A 17,454-nucleotide genomic window follows, 5' to 3' on the forward strand; every position below is an offset into this window, starting at 1 on the left:
ACGATATGGCAAGCATTTCGCTGAAAAAACTCAACAAGACCTTTGGTGCGCTCAAGGTCGTCCATGATATCGATCTGGAGATTGCCGACAAGGAATTCATCATTTTGGTCGGCCCGTCCGGCTGCGGTAAATCCACCACGTTGCGGATGATTGCCGGGCTAGAGGAAATTTCCGGCGGCGAGCTTCGCATCGGCGAGGACATGATGAATGACGTGCCCTCCAAGGACCGCGACATCGCCATGGTGTTTCAGAACTATGCGCTATACCCGCATATGACTGTTTACAAGAACATGGCTTTTGGTCTGCAACTGAGAAAGGCGCCGCGCGAGTTCATCGATGAAAAAGTGAAGGAAGCCGCCAATATTCTCGACATCACGCACCTGTTGAACCGCAAGCCGAAAGCGCTTTCCGGCGGGCAGCGGCAGCGTGTGGCGCTGGGCCGCGCCATGGTGCGCAACCCCGAAGTCTTCCTCCTCGACGAGCCGCTGTCCAACCTCGATGCCAAGCTGCGCGGCACGATGCGGGCGGAAATCAGCAAGCTGCACAAGCGGCTGAATGCCACCTTCATCTATGTGACGCACGACCAGATCGAAGCGATGACGATGGCAGACCGTATCGTTGTCATGAAGGACGGGCATATCCAGCAGGTGGATACGCCACAACAGCTTTACGACCGGCCCATCAATATGTTCGTTGCCGGCTTCATCGGCGCGCCGCAAATGAACATGCTGCCGGTGACGTTAAAGCGCGACGGCGAGCGCTTCATCGCCGTATTCGATGGCACGCCGATGCCTTTGCCTGCCAGCATCGATGCCGAGCGGCTGCGCCCTTACGAAAACAAGGATGTCATTCTCGGCATTCGACCTGAGAATTTTCACGAGTTTGCGCCTGCCGATATCGACGTGGCCAATACCGTGCCGTTCAGCGCAACGCTGGAACTGGCCGAGCCGATGGGATCGGAGGTTCACTTGAACCTCGTCACAAGCGGCAAAGCGCTGATTGCGCGCGTGTCTCCGCGCTTCAAGGGCAAAATTGGTGACGACATCACGCTCATCGCCGACCTGACCGGCGCGCAGCTGTTCGACCCTGAAACGGAACGTTCCATTCTCTACTAACCTGCTGGGAGGCGCATGATGCAATGGCTTGAAGGACTGTGGACAAGGGAGGGAGCCGGGATCGACAAGGATGCCCCGCGTCCCACCGGCCTTGCCCTGTTCTTCGATATTCTGAAACGGGAATGGTGGGAGCTGGTGAAGCTCAATCTTCTGTTCCTGATTGCCAGTCTGCCATTGGTCACCATCCCTGCGGCGACATTCGCCATAGCGCGGGTGTCGCGCTCTATCGTATCGGATGAAAATAGCTATCTGCTGCGCGATTTTGTCGAGGCGTTTCAGCGTTATGCGGTGCGTGGCACGGTGGTGATGCTGGCCTGCGCGACGCTGATCGGTGCCAGCACCTATGCCGTCATCACCTATGCGAAAGCGGCACCGGATGCGCTGATCTACAGCCTGCCGCTGACGATCAGTCTGTTGATGACGCTGTTTATCAGCCTTGTATCCGCCTACGCCATCGTGCTGACGGTGACACGTGATGTGGCGGTTGTCAGTTTGTTTCGGCAAGCGGCATTGCTGGCGCTGGTAAAACCGCTGCCGATGCTGGCAGCACTGGCTTTCGTCGCCGCTCTCTGGCTGGCCCATATCCTGTTCTATCCGGTGTCGGTGTTCATGCCCGCCACCATCAATTTTTCGCTTGGCATCTTCGCCATCTGCTTTGCAGCACGGCATATCGAGACCTTTGACCTCAAAGGGACGCGCTACCGATAAGATCAACAAACCACACACAGTCCGGGAGGAAACCGACTATGAATTTTAACACGACACGACGTGCATTCGCTTTGGCCACCGCAGGCATTGGTCTTGCCATAGGTATGGGAGGGGCAGCGTTTGCGCAAAGCGATGCGCCGGTAACCCTGAAATGGGCGCTGTGGGATCTGGACAAGGGTGCCTATTTCAAGCCGCTGATGGATGCCTACAAAGCCAAGCACCCCAATGTGAGTTTCGAGCCTGTCGATCTGGGTTCGCAGGACTACACGCAGATGATTTCGACGCAACTGACCGGCGGCTCGAAAGACATCGACATCGTCACCATCAAGGATGTGCCGGGTTACGCCAACCTCGTGCGTGCGGGCAACATCACCGATCTCAGCAGCTACATGAAGGATCAGAAGATCGACCCCGCCAGCTATGGCGGGCTGATCGAGGAACTGACGGTAGACGGCAAGATCTACGCCTTGCCATTCCGTTCCGATTTCTGGATCGTCTATTATAACAAGGACGTCTTCGACAAGGCGAGCGTCCCCTACCCCACCAACGACATGACGTGGGCGCAGTTCGATGAGATTGCCACCAAGCTCAAGGGCGGCATGGGCCAGAACCGCACCTACGGCGCGCTGTTGCACACATGGCGCTCTACCGTGCAGCTTCCCGGCATTCAGGATGGCAAGCAGACGCTGGTCGATGGCAAATACGAATTTCTGAAGCCCTGGTACGAGCGGGCGCTCGCACTGCAAAAGAGCGGTGCGATCCCCTCCTATGCATCGCTGAAAACATCCAACACCCATTATTCCGCGCTGTTCTTCAATGGCACCATCGGCATGTTGCCGATGGGAACGTGGTTCATGGGCACGCAGATCGCCAAGGTAAAGTCAGGCGAATCCAAGAGCGCCAATTGGGGTATCGTCAAGTTCCCGCATCCCGATGGCGTTGAGGCTGGCACGACGGCAGCGCAGATTTCCGGCCTGTCGGTCAATTCCAACTCCGCGCATAAGGAAGCGGCGCTTGATTTTATCAAGTTCGTGACCGGCCCAGAAGGGGCAGCCATCGTCGCCTCGACCGGGACCTTCCCGGCGCTGAGATCGGACACGGTTGCACAGACCATTGCCGCTCTTCCCGGCTTTCCGCAGGACCAGAACAGCAAGGATGCGCTGAAAGCCGGTAAGGCCTATCTGGAAATGGCCGTCAATCCGAATGCTGCTCGCATCGAGGTCGTGCTGAACCGCGTCCATGATGCGCTGATGACAGACAACATCTCCATCGATGACGGCATCAAGGACATGGACGACGGTGTCAAAGCCATCAAGTAAGCATCAGGCGGTCGCAGGTCTCTTGCGACCGCCGTTTTTATGATCTGTTTTTGGAAGACATGCCGTGCATCACGATAGCGCCAAGGCCAACCCGCTTTTCAACAATCCGCTGCTTACGAGAGACGACCTTGCTAAAGCGGTAATGGATTTGTTCAACCCGCTTCTTCCGTATTTTTCCGAGGGCGGGGCGCGAGTCCGGCTCAGCGCCACGGGTGCGATCTTCGATTATCCGGCAGCGGAACTGGAGGGATTTGCAAGACCGCTTTGGGGCATCGTTCCACTGGCAGCTGGCGGATATGACTTCCCGCATTGGGACCTGTACCGGCGCGGTCTGGCGAATGGTACCAATCCTGATCATGCCGAATATTGGGGCGATGTTGCCGACCGCAACCAGCGGCTTGTAGAACTGGCGGCCATCGGTTTTGCACTGGCCATGGTGCCTCAGCACATCTGGGAGCCATTGGACGAGGCCGACAAAGAGATTGTCGCCGCCTACCTGCTGGCAGCGCGGGAACGGGAATTCGTAGATAATAACTGGAAGTTTTTTCGTGTTCTGATCGATCTTGGTCTAGAACGGGTGGGCGTGGCCTTCGACACATCCAAAACGCATGCCTATCTCGATGAGCTCGAGGCTTTCGACATTGGCGATGGCTGGTATCGCGATGGACCGGTGCGGCGGGTCGATCATTACGTGCCCTTCGCCATGCATTTCTACGGGCTGATCTATACGGTGCTGGCCAAGGGCGATGATGCGCGCAAAGCCCGGCTGCTTCTACGCTCCAAACGCTTCGCCAGCGATATCCGCCATTGGTTCGGCCCGGATGGCGCTTCGCTCGCCTTTGGCCGCAGCCAGGCCTATCGTTTCGCAGCGGGTGGCTTCTGGGGCGGGCTTGCCTTTGCCGATCTTGAGGCGCTGCCATGGTCTCAGGTCAAAGGCTACTATATGCGCCACATCCGTTGGTGGGCCAGGCTGCCGATCTGTGATCGCGACGGCGTTTTATCAATCGGTTACGGCTACCCCAACCTGTTGATGAGCGAGAGCTATAATTCCCCCTGCTCGCCCTATTGGGCGCTGAAGTTCTTTCTGCCACTGGCACTATCCGCCGACCATCCATTCTGGACAGCACAAGAAGAAGAGCCTGAAACATTTGACGAACCGATACCCTTGCCACAACCGGGCATGGTCGCGTTCCACACGCCCGGCAACGTCGTCATCCTCTCCTCCGGCCAGCAGCACGACAAGATGCGCGGCGCGCAGGAGAAATATTCGAAATTTGTCTATTCAACCCGTTATGCCTTCAACATCGAAGCAGACGACAGGCATTTTGCGGCGGCCAGTTTCGACGGAATGCTGGGACTTTCGGACGATGGTGTGCACTTTCGCACGCGTGAGACGATGGAAGAGGCGTTGATTGCAAGGGACTTCCTGTTCTCGCGGTGGAGGCCATGGGCGGATGTCGACATCGAGACGTGGCTCGTGCCACAAAACCCTTGGCACATCAGGTTGCACCGCATCCGCACCCCGCGTCCGTTGCACACATCCGAAGGTGGATTTGCCATAGAACGAGCCGATTTCAACCGGGACCGAACAGAAGAGGGAGAAGGCCGTGCCGTCTGCTACGGACAGAGCGACACAAGCGCCATTCTCGATCTATCGACTGGCATCCGGCGGACAGGGCTCTGCCATCAGGCAATCGCCAACACCAATCTCATTCACCCCAGAACCCTTGTTCCGCAATTACGAGGCACCATCCCGACAGGCGAGACGCTTCTTGTAACAGCCTGTGTGGCGCAACCCGCCACCAAAGCAGCGGAATCGGCATTGGCCACATTGCCCCTTACTCCTGATGTACCAGAGTTGGAAGAGACATTCAGGCGCGATGGACGGCGGGTTCCAGCCTTCGCCCTCAACGAAAATCGCGAAGGTTGATGCAGATGACGGACGAACCGCCGGTGATTTCCCAAAGGTCTGATCGGCTGAATATCGTGACCTGGGAACGGACACAGGAGGATATCGACACTCCCGACAATCAGGCACGTTTGCAAGGCTTGAAACACTCCGCCAATGCTCATTTCGGGTCTGGAGTTTACATCGCCGCCAAAGCCGAGGTGCATACCGACAGACTGACGATGGGCGCGCAGTCGTGGATTGCCGGTCATGCCATCGTGCGCGGTGACATTGAACTGGGCGAAAACGTATCGATTAATCCCTATGCCTGCATTTCGGGAAAGGTCACGATCGGCAATGGTGTTCGTATTGCATCACATGTCAGTATTGTCGGATTCAACCATGGCTTCGACGATACTGAGACCCCCATCTACCGCCAGCCGCTGACCTCGATTGGCATAGAGATCAGCGATGACGTCTGGATCGGTGCCAATGCGGTTGTGTTGGACGGCGTGAAAATAGGACGCGGCGCGATTATTGCCGCAGGTGCCGTGGTGTCGAAGGACATTCCGGCCATGGTCATTGCAGGTGGCGTCCCCGCCCGCGTTTTGAGACATCGTGGAGAGAAAGCAGCGCAGGCCTCCAAACCGCCAGAAACCGATCGCCTGTTACGTGAAATCGGCGGAGAGATCGCGGGTGATTGGCAGGCTGTCATTCGCTTCTATGAAAAAGACGGAATCTATCGTTCAGCCGATGCATCCGGGAATGACGTCGAAAGCGTCAGGCATATGTGCGATGCCATCGAAATCGCCGCTGCTTTCGGGCAACAAGAGACCGCTTTTGATGCCGAAAAAACCGTGGCTGAGCTTCAGGCTATGCAGGATACAGAAACGGGACTGTTTTTCTCAACCAACCAACGCCATTCTTTGACGCCGGAACAGGACCCGGATGTCCTCTACAATATTTTGGCTGTTGGATATGCGCTCGAATGTTTCGGTGCTTTCCCGAGAAAACCTATTGCTTTCGTTGAGGATATGAGTGCTGACGAGCTCATTCATCTTCTCAAAACCCTGCCTTGGGGAAGCCGGGCATGGCACTGTGGTGCCACCCTAGACGCCCTCGCCACAGCGGATTATTTCAACAGGCGCTACTTTAGCTCCGGCAACAATCTCGCCGTTCTTTTCGGGTGGCTGGCAATGAATGCCGATAAAACCACGGGCCTATGGGGCGCTCCGACCGCCGCGCAGGGTCTGCTGCAACCCGTCAATGGCTTTTACCGGACAACCCGCGGCTCTTACGCACAATTCGGCTTGCCCGTTCCCTATCCGCAGGCGACAATCGATTCAGTTATCGCCAATTATCACGCCTATGGCACGTTTCAGGGAAAGGACTACAATGCCTGCAACCTGCTCGATACGATCCATCCACTTCTTTTGTGTCTGAAGCAGAACGATCACAGGCAAGACGAGGTAAAAGACATTGCCCGCGAAACGATAAGACGAACCAGTAAAACCTGGCAAAAAGGAAGGGGATTTGCCTTTGCGGAGGGTCATCCTGCCGGATTACAAGGCACGGAAATGTGGATGTCTGTTCTTTGGCTTTCTGCGAAGCTACTGGGTAATGAACAGTTGTTGCCGTTTCAACCAAGGGGTATTCATCGCTTCGAACCAGCGACCATCGTCGGCGATTTTCGTGATGGCAATCGGCATCTTCCAAAGCGAATTTCAGTTACATGAATTGACCCCAGTTATTATGCGCCGCACCGTTAGGAATTCTTGCCTGACCTGCGCAATTTAGAATTCTGCGACCTTGCCCCAGACAGAGGTATTCAGCCGTCCAGGTTGGTATGGAACCGGGTCGACAATGGGTGTTGCCCCGGTCACGATATCGGCGACCAGATGCCCTGCCCCCGGTCCGATGCCGAAACCGTGGCCGCTGAACCCGGCCGCCAAAATGAGACCGGGAACGGTTTCGACCTCGCCAATCGCCGGCACGCCATCCGGTGTGCTATCGATGAAACCGGCCCAGCTGTTGGCAATCGTTGTCTTTCGCAATTCCGGCAGCAAATCCTGGGCGCGACGAAAGGTTTCGTCTATTTGCACTTGGTCTGTTTTAGGGTCGAGAATACGGTTCTTTTCCATCGGAGTGATTGCATCCAGATGCCATTTCTTCAGCGTCTCATGGCCCGCCTTCCAGCCTTCCGGCCCACCGAGGGCCAAGCTTTTGCGGCGCTTGAGAAACATCGGCACGAACTCACGGGAAAAGCGAAGCTGCTGGGGCGTGGGATCGACCCGTGCCCTGCCGCTGATCGCCAGTGTATAACCGCCATCGCCACGGCTGGTGATGGAAACATCCGCCGTGTGCAAAGCATCAGGCAGACGTTGCGCACCCGGCGTGACCGATAAAATAGAAGAGCGGATAGCGGCCTGCGGAAAGCGGACGCCAAGCTGGTGGCAGAATGACGATGCCCATGCCCCGCCAGCCAGAACCACGGTTTTCGTACCGATCGTTCCGTGTTCGGTCACGACACCGGAAACCTTGCCTGCTTGCAACTCCAGACCGCGTGCGGCACACATCTGATGGACGGTTCCGCCCAGTTGAATGAGCGCGCGCGCCACTACGGGTGCGGCCCTTGATGGGTCGGCTATGCCGTCTGTCGGTGAAAATACGCCGCCTTTCCAATCCCGGTTGGTGGCGCGGCCTCGTTCTTTTGCTTCATTCGCACTCAGCATATGGGTGGTTACACCGACGGTGCGGGCAAAATCACGCCAACGCGCCCAGCCCTCGAGCTCAGCCTCATTGTTGCTCAGATAGAGCAACCCGCAGCGCCGAAAGCCGGTCTGTTCGCCCGTTTCCTGGCCGAAACGCTCCCAAAGCGCCAAGCTGTGCGTCGACATTGGCAACTCTCGGGCATCCCGGTTCTGCTGGCGGCACCAGCCCCAATTGCGGCTGCTTTGTTCGGCACCGATCAATCCCTTTTCGACCAGCGCCACCTTCAAGCCGCGCTGTGCCAAATAATAGGCGGAAAACACGCCCGCCACCCCGCCGCCAATGACGACAAGATCGGCTTCTTTAGGCAATTGTGATGTGGTCTCGATGCGGTATAGCGGTGCGGGCATTGCGTTCTCCTGAAGACGCAACAATACTACTCCAAACGCCTCTTCGCACCTGCTGCAAGACGCCAGCCGGACAGAATTTTATTCTGTAGCGTCTCGCTCCGCCACATCTATCTGCCAAATTTGCGGTTGCACCTGCGGAACCACTGGCATTCCGGTAGTTTTACTTGCGCTGTCAATTGTGCCGCATATTATGCTGCGTGACGAGAACGCAGCAGGATTTTTGGCGCTATGAAGCTTGACCGGATCGATGTAAAAATTCTCTACGAACTTCAAAAGAACGGCCGCATTACCAACGTCGAACTGGCGGACCTGGTGAACCTGTCGCCGAGCCCGTGCCTGATGCGCGTCAAGAAATTGCAGTCGGAAGGGTTCATCACCAGCTACTCGGCGCAGATCAATATCGGCAAGCTCGGCCAGACGTTGACGGTCTTTACCGAAGTGACCTTGAAGAACCACCGGCAAATCGATTTCGCGCGCTTTCTGGCCGCCGTCGAAAAGCTGGATTCCGTTATCGAGTGTCACCTGGTATCCGGCGGCTACGACTATCTTCTGAAATTCGTTACCGGCAGCATTGGTGAGTATCAGACGATCATGGAGCGCCTGATCGACATGGATATCGGCATCGACAAATATTTCAGCTTCGTCGTGCTGAAATCGCCCATCGTCAAACCGCATATGCCGCTGACGAGCCTGTTCCCAATGTAACAAAGCAAGCGTTTAGCGCTGTGCAAAGGCCCGAACCAATTCTGGGTCTCGCTCCAAACCGTCCAGCCAGCCGGTGTCGAGTTTGGGCACGGACGAAAATAGAAGCTTGGAATAGGGGTGCGCGTTAGCATTGCCGATAGCCGATGGAGGCATCTGCTCGACCTTTTCGCCCGCATACATGACCGCAATCTCATCGCAAATCGCTTGCACCACCGACAAGTCATGGCTGATGAAGATGTAGGAGAGCTTTAACTCGCGCTGCAGCTCCTTCAGTAGATCAATGATGGCAGCAGCCACGACTGTGTCGAGCGCCGATGTAATCTCGTCGCAGAGAATGATTTTTGGATTAGCAGCGAGTGCACGGGCCAGATTGATGCGCTGCTTTTGTCCGCCGGATAATTCACCAGGACGCCGGAACTTCATGGCACGAGGCAGATGCACCATGTCGAGTAACTGGTCCACACGCGCCTCGCGTCCGCTTCGGTCCATGCCATAGTAAAAGGCAAGCGGACGTTCCAGAATATCTGAAATCGACTTTGACGGGTTGAGAGCGGTATCGGCAAACTGGAAAACAATCTGCAATTTTCGCAGTTCTTCGCGCTGACGATCCCGGGCATTTGGCGCCAGCTCGCGACCGTCAAAAATGACATGGCCCGACACCGGTGGCAGGATGCCTGCGATGGCGCGCGCAAGCGTGGATTTTCCGCAGCCGGATTCGCCGATAATGCCGAGATTGCGACCTTCTTCCAGCGAAATGTCGACCGATTTCAGGGCCAATGCCAATGGCATTCCGTTTGGTTGGATAGGACCATAACCCGCGATGATGCCTTGGGCCTCCAACAGGGGCTTTTTAATAATCGTGGCATCTGCGTCGGCAGCGCTTGCATGAATTCGGGGTTTGAAGGCCGCCAGCAGCTCTTGCGTATAGGGGTGTTCCGGGTGGTTGAGAATCTGCTCGGTCGCGCCGATTTCCTGGACTTCCCCACCTTTCAACACAACGATGCGATCAGCAATCTGTGCAACGACGGCCAGATCATGCGAGACGTAGACGCCGGCCAGATTACCGGCCTTCATAACCGATTTGAAGGCGCGCAGCACCTCGATCTGGGTGGTTACGTCAAGGGCAGTCGTTGGCTCATCGAAAATCACAAGACGCGGATTACCGATCAACGCCATGGCAGCCGAAAGTCGCTGCAATTGGCCACCAGAGACCTGGTGCGGATAACGCTCGCCGATCGTTTCGGCATTGGGCAGAGCCAGCGCACGAAACAGCTCGACTGCTTTCGTTTTGGCCTCCGCATCGCTCATCAGCCCGTGAATGCGAACGACCTCGATGACCTGATCCATGATGCGTTGTGCGGGATTGAAAGCGGCGGCAGCGCTTTGCGGGACGTAGGCAACATCGGTACCGCGCAGCTTCGACAAGGATTTTTGTGATGCTACAGCCATATCCGTTGCGCCAACCCGAACAGAGCCACCGACGATTTTGCAGCCCGGACGCGTGTGCCCCATCATCGTCAGCGCAATCGTGGTCTTACCGGAGCCGCTCTCACCAATCAGGGCGACGATTTCGCCATTGGCAATATCGAAACTAACGCCGCGAATGATCTCCACGATGCGGCCGGTATCGGTTTTGGCCTCGACCTTCAGGTCACGAACTTCAACGAGATTGGCCATCACGCACTCCGGTCACGAATTTTCTGCGGCAGGTTGTCGATCAGCATGTTGACGCTGATGGTAAGGGTGGCGATGGCGACTGACGGGAACATCACCGCCGGTGCACCAAAGGACAGGCCGCCGATATTTTCTCGCACCAGGGCGCCCCAGTCTGCGTTGGGTGGCTGAACACCCAGTCCCAGGAAGGACAGGCCGGAGAGGAGAAGGACGATGAAGACGAAGCGCAGCCCGAAATCCGCCAGCACCGGGCCCAATATGTTCGGCAGGATTTCGGCACGGATGATGTAGAAGACCCCTTCACCACGTGCCCGCGCCACGGTCACGAAATCCATGGTGTTGATATTGACCGCAAGCGCTCGGGCAAATCGGTAGGACCCCGGCATATAAATGATGGCCATCGTCATGATCAAAATCGGGATGGACGGTCCCAACGCTGCGACAATGACCAGACCGAACAGCTTGCTGGGAATGGAAATCAAGGCATCGAGGAAGCGCGACAGGCATTGATCAAACCAGCCACCCGCCACCGCCGCACACATGCCAAGCGTTACGCCGGAAAAGCAGGCAATGGCGACCGATGCGAGCGAGATGCCGACCGTATACCGCGCGCCCATGAGGATCCGCGAGAAGATGTCGCGTCCCAGATAATCCGTACCCATGATGAACTTTTCGGACATGGGGCCGAAATAGTCGAAGTCGACGATATCACCGACCGGATAGGGAATGAGCAGGGGCGCGAAGATGGCAATCAGCGCCCATAGGAAAATGACCGTCAGTGCAGCAATGCCGATGGCATTGAAGCGATAACCGAAGCTGCGGGGAGAAAGCGCGATACGGGCCATGATCAACGAAGCCTCGGATTTGCGACGATGGCGATGATATCGGCGATGGTAATCAGGACGAGATAGCCGAGGCAGAAAATCATCGAGCATGTCTGGATGAGTGGCAAGTCGCGGGTCGAAACGGCATCCACCATCAATTTGGCGATGCCGGGATAGTTGAAGATGGTCTCAACGATGATGACACCGCCGAGCAAGTAGGACACAGACAGGGCCACCGAGTTGACGATTGGGCCGAGCGCATTGGGAAGTGCATGCCGCAGCACCATGCGGGAACGCGACGCGCCCTTTAACAGTGCCATTTCCACATAGGGTGTATCGAGCGTTTCGATCACGGCAGCACGTGTCATTCGGATCATCTGGGCTGATATGACGAAGCTCAGGGTGATGACGGGCATGGCGAAAACCCGCAGCAGCTCTCCAAACGAGTGGACCTCATTGGCAAAAGCAAGCGCTGGCAGCCATTTCAGGTAAACCGCGAAAATCAAAACGGCAGAGGTTGCGACCATGAATTCCGGCACAGAAATCACGGCAATCGTGACCGTGGTGACGATGCGGTCATAGACGGTGCCGCGCATGATGGCAGCCGTAATACCGAGTGTCAGTGCGATGGGGATGGAAAACAGCGCCGTGACGGCAGCCAGCTTTAATGTATTGGCGAGACGCCCGCCAATGAGATCGGCAATGGCCATGTTGTTCGCATAGGACTTGCCGAGATCACCCACGGCGAGGCCACCCAGCCAGCGCAGGAACCGTAGAATAGCCGGATCATCCAAATGCATTGCGGTGCGAAGGCCCGCAACCGCCTCCGGTGTGGCGGATTGCCCGAGCAATATCTGCGCCACATCTCCGGGCAGCATCTCGGTGGCGAAAAACACGGTGAAGGAGACGATCAGCATGGTGATGATCGCGATAAACAGCCGGTTCACCACAAGTGCAAAAACATGTTTGTTCATGCGGCCTCTCTTTCGGAAACGATCTCTGCTCCCAGCATCCGCATTGTCCGGTCAAAGGCTTGGGATAGCAATGCATGGGAGAAACGGGACATTTGCCCGCCGCGTGTTGCGACGGGCAAATGTCCGGGATCAGGCTTCAAGCCATACGTGTTCCGCGAAGGCGTAACCCATCATGCCGCCAAGCGGGCTGGGTTTGAGGCCTTTCAACTTGGAGGAAATGCCGTCTACGTTGGAGATATAAACCGGGACAATCGTGCCAGCTTCTTCCGCGATCATCACCTGCATCTCGTTGTAGATCGTCTTGCGCTTTTCGATGTCGAGCAGGCCACGCGCCTCCACCAACATCTTGTCGAACTTCTCGGACTTGTACTGGCTTTCGTTCCAAGGCGCGTTGGACGCGTAGAGGAGCGAGAAGAGAATATCCGGCGTCGGGCGTGGATTGATGTTGCCGAAATGAACCGGTGCCTTCAGCCAGTAATTCGACCAGTAGCCGTCAGACGGCACGCGCTGAACATCGAACTTCATGCCAAGCTGCGCACCTGCGGCCTGCACCACCATCGCCATGTCGATCGATGATGCTGCGGCTTCTGAAGCGACGATCGGGATCGACTGGCCGATGAGGCCGGCCTTTTCGAAATGGAACTTCGCCTTATCGGGATCAAAGGCTTTCGGCTTCAGATCCTTGTTGTGATACATATTTGCGGGCGAAACTGGCTGGTCGTTGCCGATTTCGGCAAGACCACGCAGCACGGACTTCTGAATCTGCTCGCGATTGACGAGGTATTTCATGCCCTGCACAAAATCGGCCTTGTTGCCCGGTGCCAGGTCGAGGCGCATGTTGAGGTTGGTGTAGTTGCCGGAGGTCGTCTTGGAGATGACGACGTTCGATTGACCTTCCATCAAGCGGATGGCGCGTGGGTTGACGGCGGCGGCAAGTTGAATATCACCTGCAAGAAGCGCGTTGACGCGAGCCGTGTCGTCTGAAATCGCGAAGAACTCGAAGGAGTCGAGATAAGGCCCCTCAGACTTCCAGTAGTTCTTGTTCTTCGTGGCAACAGAGCGGACACCCGGTTCGAAAATTTCGCACACGAAAGCGCCGGTGCCGTTTGCCTTGGCAAAGTCCGTTGTACCATCGGCAATGATCATGAAGTGGTGCAGCGCCAGAATGGTCGGCAAGTCGGCATTCGGGTTTTCGAGCGTGATCTCAACCGTCAGGTCGTCAACGGCTTTAAAGCCGGTCATCTGCTTAGCGATGGAGTTAACCTTGGAGCCCACGGCGGGGTCCAGATGACGCTTAAGCGAATATACAACGTCCGCAGACGTCAGCGATTTGCCGTTATGGAACGTAACGCCCTTGCGCAGCTTCACCGTCCAGACCTTGGCGTCCTTGCTATCGATGCTTTCAGCCAGCTCCATCTGCGTCATGCCTGCCTCATCGATAGTCGACAGACGATTATAGAAGGCGCAGCAGCGAACATAATCGGTGGAAAGCGATGCCTTGGCCGGGTCAAGCGTATCGGCGGTGGAGGATGACCAACCGGCCGCTTTCAGGGAGCCGCCGGACACAGGTGTGGCGGCCAGCGCCTGACCGGCGCGTCCGAGAATGGCAGAGCCGGCGGACATGGCAATGCCACCTGCCATCAGCATCTTAAGAAGGTCGCGACGGCTCGCACCGCGGCGAATGGCATTTTCGACCATTGCATCGTCGGCGGATGTCCAGTTCATCATGAAATTATCGGTCATGTTCATTCCCCTTTTTGTTGAGTTCATGCGGGTCGAACGGCTTATGACGCCGCCTTTACCCATTGAGGGCAGTTCAGGCGTCACTTTTCTCTTCGGCGGCATCAGCAAGTGCGGCCATGGAAGTGAAGTGGAAGTCTGGCTTCGTGAAGTTTTCAGGCTCTATCGTTCCGCCATAGCCTTTTTGAGCGTGGCGTCGTTCAATCCAGCAGTTCGTCATGCCAAGCTTTCGGGAAATCCCGATGTCGTGATACTGGCTTTGGGCAACGTGCAAAATATCGTCTTTGCTGTTACCTTCGGACTGAACGAATTCGAATACATAGTCGAAAAAGGCAGGGTCGGGCTTTTCGGTGCCGGTGTCGTCAGCGGTGACGCCCTGGTAGAACGGATTTCCAAGCTCTTCAGAAAAGCATTCGAAAGCCCAACGCTGGGCGTTCGTCATCGCGATCAGTTTGTAGCGTTTGGCGAGCTGAGCCAGTGCCTGCGTGCTATCGGGAAAAGCCTTCCAGCTTTTTGCGGAATCCCGAAGCCGTTCACCGAGACCACGTTCAGAGGGCAATCTGAGGTCCGGCGCAATGACCAGGTAGACACGAACGAGATCATCCGGAAACAGTCCGACATCAGGCAGATAACGAGCCTTACGGTACAGCGTCAGCGCAGCCTCGCTATCGATCGTAACACCTTGCTCTTCGCCGATCTGCTTCAAGCACGTTGTAAGCCCGCTCTCAAAATCGATCAGCGTTCCAACCACATCGAAGCTCAGATATTTGAAGTCTGCTAAACTCTTCGGCATGTCGTGCTCCTTTTCAATGCGGATCGCGGATGTGTTGGATGGGCTTTGCAGAATTCTATGCTGTCAGTTTTTATCCGATATCGCTGTATTCCGTAGTCTTTCGCTTATAATCGCAACAATCGCTCGTGGTATCAGCTGAAAGACCAGACCCCTGCGGCACAATATTCCGAATATGGCATCAAAGCGGTATTTCCAGCGCAGCCCTTCAAGCCATGACTGAACGAACGTCCGGGTCTTCCAACGTCTGATCCAGCGTCATCCGGGTACGCTCGATGATAGCGTCGATCTCACTTTCCTTGCAGCAGAGCGGTGGCGCGTAGCCCAGAACGCCGTTACCGAAGGCGCGGATGACGAGGCCGTTGTCCCAGGCGCGGTCGAAAATGCGGCGAGATGGGTCGGCAGCGGCGGGCAGTGGGATTTTCTTTTGTTTGTCCGTCACCAGTTCGATAGCCGCCAGCATTCCGCGACCGCGGACATCCCCGACAAGCGGGTGGTCTGCAAGGCTCTCAAGCCCGGCCATTAATCGCGCACCCGCCTTGACGCCGTTATCCAAAAGTCCGTTTTCATACAGTTTCAGCACTTCCAGACCCACAGCGGCGCTGACCGGATGGGCTGAATAGGTATAACCGTGTCCTATAGCGGCGCTGCCTGCACCATCTGCAATGACATTGTACACCCTGTCGGACATGAACACAGCACCCATCGGCACGTAACCGGAGGTCAAGCCTTTTGCCGTGGTCATGAAATCCGGAACGACATCTTCTTCTGAACACGCAAAGAGCGGACCGGTACGACCAAAGCCGGTAATGACTTCGTCAGCGACCAGCAGCACATCAAATTCTTTGCAAACCGCATGCATTGCCTTCAACCAGCCATCGGGCGGGACAAGAACACCGCCCGAGCCTTGGATCGGTTCGACATAAAAGGCTGCGACACGCTCCGCGCCAATTTCTTCGATCTTTGTCCGCAACGCCGAGACGGAGGAAGCAATAATGGCTTGCGGGTCGGTGCCAACGGGATTGCGATAGGCATAATGCGACGGAATTTTGTGCTGCCAGTCGAACGGCAGACCGAAGCCTGCATGAAATATCGGAAGTGCCGTGAGGCCAGCACCGACCGTGCTCGAACCGTGATAGCCCTGCTCGAGTGAAATGAACTGGTCTTTCTGCGGCGTGCCGAGAGAATGGTAATAATAGCGGATGAACCGCACCGTACTATCTACGGCATCGGAGCCACCGAGCGTGAAATAGATATGGTTGAGATCGCCTGGCGCGCGATCTGCCAGTTCCGATGCCAGACGGATCGCAGGTTCCGAGCCGAGGCTGAAATAGCCCGTCGCGTAGGGCAACTCGCGCATCTGCTTGGCAGCGGCTTCAACGATGCTTTCGTGGCCGTAGCCCGCATTGACGCACCACAGGCCAGCGAACCCATCGATCATTTGATGGCCGGTCATGTCGGTGACGGTGGCACCCTTTGCGGATTTCAGCACCCGCACGCCAAGCTTTTCGTGGCCTCTGTAGGAGGCAACCGGATGGACCAGATGTGCGCGGTCGAGTTCGATGAGGGAATTGCTGAGCATAACGATCTCCAGGATCAACCAAGGGCCTGACTGGCCAATGCAAAAGTTTGAACGGTAGTGTTTGAGTAGGGTTTCCCATCGCGGATCATGGCGATACCCCCTCCGACATGGGACAAGCCAAGCTCCGTCAGCCATGATGCGAGGCCGCTTTGCTCGCTCGTATCGACGCGCAGGAATTGCCCCTCACGGCCAGCCATAAGGAATGACAGCAAGTTTTTCGCATCCACGGTATTTTCTGCGACGATTGGACCTACGACTTCCCCGCGCCCGAAGCGACGGATAGCGCCAAAGCCGGCAACGCGGCCATCGCGATGAATGACGGCGAGACGGCCATTGCTGGCGAGATACGTGATAAGATCGCGCCGATCCATGCCACAGGCCGCGCGGTCAAGGCGAGCACATTCTGCCGCGTCTTTCGCACCTGTCCACGCCACCCCTTCGCTAGGCTGCATGGCGGAAACAGGACCCTGATGCTGAACGATGCGATGCGTTTCCCGGAAACCGAGCTTTTGATAAAGCGGCAGCCCGTCTTGCGTGGCGACCAGCCGGCATTCACGACCGCTGGCGGCATTTAACGCAAAATCCATCAGACGCTTGCCGATGCCAAGCCCACGCATGGCTTCATCGACGATGACCATATTAATGGTTGCAGCATCATCCCCATAAAGCGTGGTCATGGCTGTTCCGAGAACACGACTTTTATGAACGGCGGCTACGCCTTTGCTGAGCGCAAGAGCCATGGCCCAGTCTTCGATCCGGTGCGGCCATTGCGCCTGCTGTGAGAGCGCCAATGCACCCTCTAGATGGTTGGCTGTCAATTCAACGAGATCGATCTGGCTCGCCAGCATGGCGTTTCCCTCGCGGCAGTTTGCTTTTCTTATTCATAGCCGCTCATAGAAAGTAGATCGTCCTGACCTCGATGGAGGTTTCATTAGTTCGCGCTGTCTGGAACGGCAAGCGCCGCATCTTATGCTGTGGACCTAGAGATGCAGGCCGCTAAGCGGTGCATTTCGCTA

14 protein-coding genes are annotated in these 17,454 nt (G+C 56.5%); 6 read left to right on the forward strand and 8 right to left on the reverse strand.

The features are described 5' to 3' along the window. Positions 1-5: 5 nt before the first annotated feature. The 5 genes from CPJ18_RS16025 to CPJ18_RS16045 all read left to right on the forward strand — a co-directional run bounded on the left by CPJ18_RS16025 (position 6) and on the right by CPJ18_RS16045 (position 6,766). A complete protein-coding gene (locus CPJ18_RS16025) occupies positions 6-1,115 on the forward strand; it encodes an ABC transporter ATP-binding protein (protein ID WP_103659362.1) in 1,110 nt (369 codons plus the stop codon). 18 nt (positions 1,116-1,133) lie between these two features. Continuing rightward, positions 1,134-1,823: a DUF624 domain-containing protein gene (locus CPJ18_RS16030; RefSeq protein ID WP_103659680.1), complete on the forward strand. Its 690-nt coding sequence runs from the start codon at positions 1,134-1,136 to the stop codon at positions 1,821-1,823. Positions 1,824-1,861: 38 nt separating this feature from the next. Further along, positions 1,862-3,142: an ABC transporter substrate-binding protein gene (locus CPJ18_RS16035; RefSeq protein ID WP_103659363.1), complete on the forward strand. Its 1,281-nt coding sequence runs from the start codon at positions 1,862-1,864 to the stop codon at positions 3,140-3,142. Between the two features lie 64 nt (positions 3,143-3,206). Continuing rightward, entirely contained in the window at positions 3,207-5,072 is a 1,866-nt protein-coding gene (locus CPJ18_RS16040) for a DUF2264 domain-containing protein (protein WP_103659364.1), read from the forward strand. Positions 5,073-5,077: 5 nt separating this feature from the next. Then, complete coding sequence (locus tag CPJ18_RS16045; RefSeq protein WP_103659681.1) at positions 5,078-6,766, forward strand: acyltransferase; 1,689 nt, start codon at positions 5,078-5,080, stop codon at positions 6,764-6,766. A gap of 57 nt (positions 6,767-6,823) precedes the next feature. On the opposite strand, the gene CPJ18_RS16050 is transcribed toward CPJ18_RS16045, so the two are convergent. Beyond that, positions 6,824-8,149, reverse strand: a complete 1,326-nt coding sequence (locus CPJ18_RS16050) for an NAD(P)/FAD-dependent oxidoreductase (RefSeq protein ID WP_103659365.1) — start codon at positions 8,147-8,149, stop codon at positions 6,824-6,826. A gap of 228 nt (positions 8,150-8,377) precedes the next feature. On the opposite strand from CPJ18_RS16050, the gene CPJ18_RS16055 reads away from it, so the two are divergent. Then, positions 8,378-8,854: an Lrp/AsnC family transcriptional regulator gene (locus tag CPJ18_RS16055; RefSeq protein ID WP_103659366.1), complete on the forward strand. Its 477-nt coding sequence runs from the start codon at positions 8,378-8,380 to the stop codon at positions 8,852-8,854. A gap of 12 nt (positions 8,855-8,866) precedes the next feature. On the opposite strand, the gene CPJ18_RS16060 is transcribed toward CPJ18_RS16055, so the two are convergent. The 7 genes from CPJ18_RS16060 to CPJ18_RS16090 form a co-directional block, all read right to left on the reverse strand. Then, positions 8,867-10,531 (reverse strand): ABC transporter ATP-binding protein, encoded by a 1,665-nt coding sequence (locus CPJ18_RS16060; protein WP_103659367.1) that lies wholly within the window; start codon positions 10,529-10,531, stop codon positions 8,867-8,869. Further along, positions 10,531-11,373 (reverse strand): ABC transporter permease, encoded by an 843-nt coding sequence (locus CPJ18_RS16065; protein WP_103659368.1) that lies wholly within the window; start codon positions 11,371-11,373, stop codon positions 10,531-10,533. The genes CPJ18_RS16060 and CPJ18_RS16065 overlap by 1 nt, the downstream gene beginning before the upstream one ends. Before the next feature lie 2 nt (positions 11,374-11,375). Beyond that, positions 11,376-12,326, reverse strand: a complete 951-nt coding sequence (locus tag CPJ18_RS16070) for an ABC transporter permease (protein WP_103659369.1) — start codon at positions 12,324-12,326, stop codon at positions 11,376-11,378. Between the two features lie 129 nt (positions 12,327-12,455). Then, on the reverse strand, positions 12,456-14,069 hold the full coding sequence (locus CPJ18_RS16075) for an ABC transporter substrate-binding protein (RefSeq protein WP_103659682.1): 1,614 nt from the start codon (positions 14,067-14,069) through the stop codon (positions 12,456-12,458). 73 nt (positions 14,070-14,142) lie between these two features. Further along, entirely contained in the window at positions 14,143-14,859 is a 717-nt protein-coding gene (locus CPJ18_RS16080; protein WP_103659370.1) for an HAD-IA family hydrolase, read from the reverse strand. A gap of 205 nt (positions 14,860-15,064) precedes the next feature. Continuing rightward, positions 15,065-16,438 carry an aspartate aminotransferase family protein gene (locus tag CPJ18_RS16085; protein WP_103659683.1) on the reverse strand — a complete coding sequence of 458 codons (1,374 nt, stop codon included), beginning with the start codon at positions 16,436-16,438 and terminating at the stop codon, positions 15,065-15,067. A 14-nt stretch (positions 16,439-16,452) separates the two neighbouring features. Next, on the reverse strand, positions 16,453-17,286 hold the full coding sequence (locus CPJ18_RS16090) for a GNAT family N-acetyltransferase (protein ID WP_103659371.1): 834 nt from the start codon (positions 17,284-17,286) through the stop codon (positions 16,453-16,455). Positions 17,287-17,454: the final 168 nt, after the last annotated feature.

This window comes from Agrobacterium rosae, from assembly GCF_002915175.1.
GTDB classification, from domain to species: Bacteria; Pseudomonadota; Alphaproteobacteria; order Rhizobiales; family Rhizobiaceae; genus Agrobacterium; species Agrobacterium rosae.

What these genes read in the sequence shown, in the direction of transcription:
- CPJ18_RS16025 (WP_103659362.1), top strand. Translation starts at nt 6, where the DNA reads ATGGCAAGCATTTCGCTGAAAAAACTCAACAAGACCTTTGGTGCGCTC.
- CPJ18_RS16030 (WP_103659680.1), top strand. Translation starts at nt 1,134, where the DNA reads ATGCAATGGCTTGAAGGACTGTGGACAAGGGAGGGAGCCGGGATCGAC.
- CPJ18_RS16035 (WP_103659363.1), top strand. Translation starts at nt 1,862, where the DNA reads ATGAATTTTAACACGACACGACGTGCATTCGCTTTGGCCACCGCAGGC.
- CPJ18_RS16045 (WP_103659681.1), top strand. Translation starts at nt 5,078, where the DNA reads ATGACGGACGAACCGCCGGTGATTTCCCAAAGGTCTGATCGGCTGAAT.
- CPJ18_RS16050 (WP_103659365.1), bottom strand. Translation starts at nt 8,149, where the DNA reads ATGCCCGCACCGCTATACCGCATCGAGACCACATCACAATTGCCTAAA.
- CPJ18_RS16055 (WP_103659366.1), top strand. Translation starts at nt 8,378, where the DNA reads ATGAAGCTTGACCGGATCGATGTAAAAATTCTCTACGAACTTCAAAAG.
- CPJ18_RS16060 (WP_103659367.1), bottom strand. Translation starts at nt 10,531, where the DNA reads ATGGCCAATCTCGTTGAAGTTCGTGACCTGAAGGTCGAGGCCAAAACC.
- CPJ18_RS16065 (WP_103659368.1), bottom strand. Translation starts at nt 11,373, where the DNA reads ATGGCCCGTATCGCGCTTTCTCCCCGCAGCTTCGGTTATCGCTTCAAT.
- CPJ18_RS16070 (WP_103659369.1), bottom strand. Translation starts at nt 12,326, where the DNA reads ATGAACAAACATGTTTTTGCACTTGTGGTGAACCGGCTGTTTATCGCG.
- CPJ18_RS16075 (WP_103659682.1), bottom strand. Translation starts at nt 14,069, where the DNA reads ATGACCGATAATTTCATGATGAACTGGACATCCGCCGACGATGCAATG.
- CPJ18_RS16080 (WP_103659370.1), bottom strand. Translation starts at nt 14,859, where the DNA reads ATGCCGAAGAGTTTAGCAGACTTCAAATATCTGAGCTTCGATGTGGTT.
- CPJ18_RS16085 (WP_103659683.1), bottom strand. Translation starts at nt 16,438, where the DNA reads ATGCTCAGCAATTCCCTCATCGAACTCGACCGCGCACATCTGGTCCAT.
- CPJ18_RS16090 (WP_103659371.1), bottom strand. Translation starts at nt 17,286, where the DNA reads ATGCTGGCGAGCCAGATCGATCTCGTTGAATTGACAGCCAACCATCTA.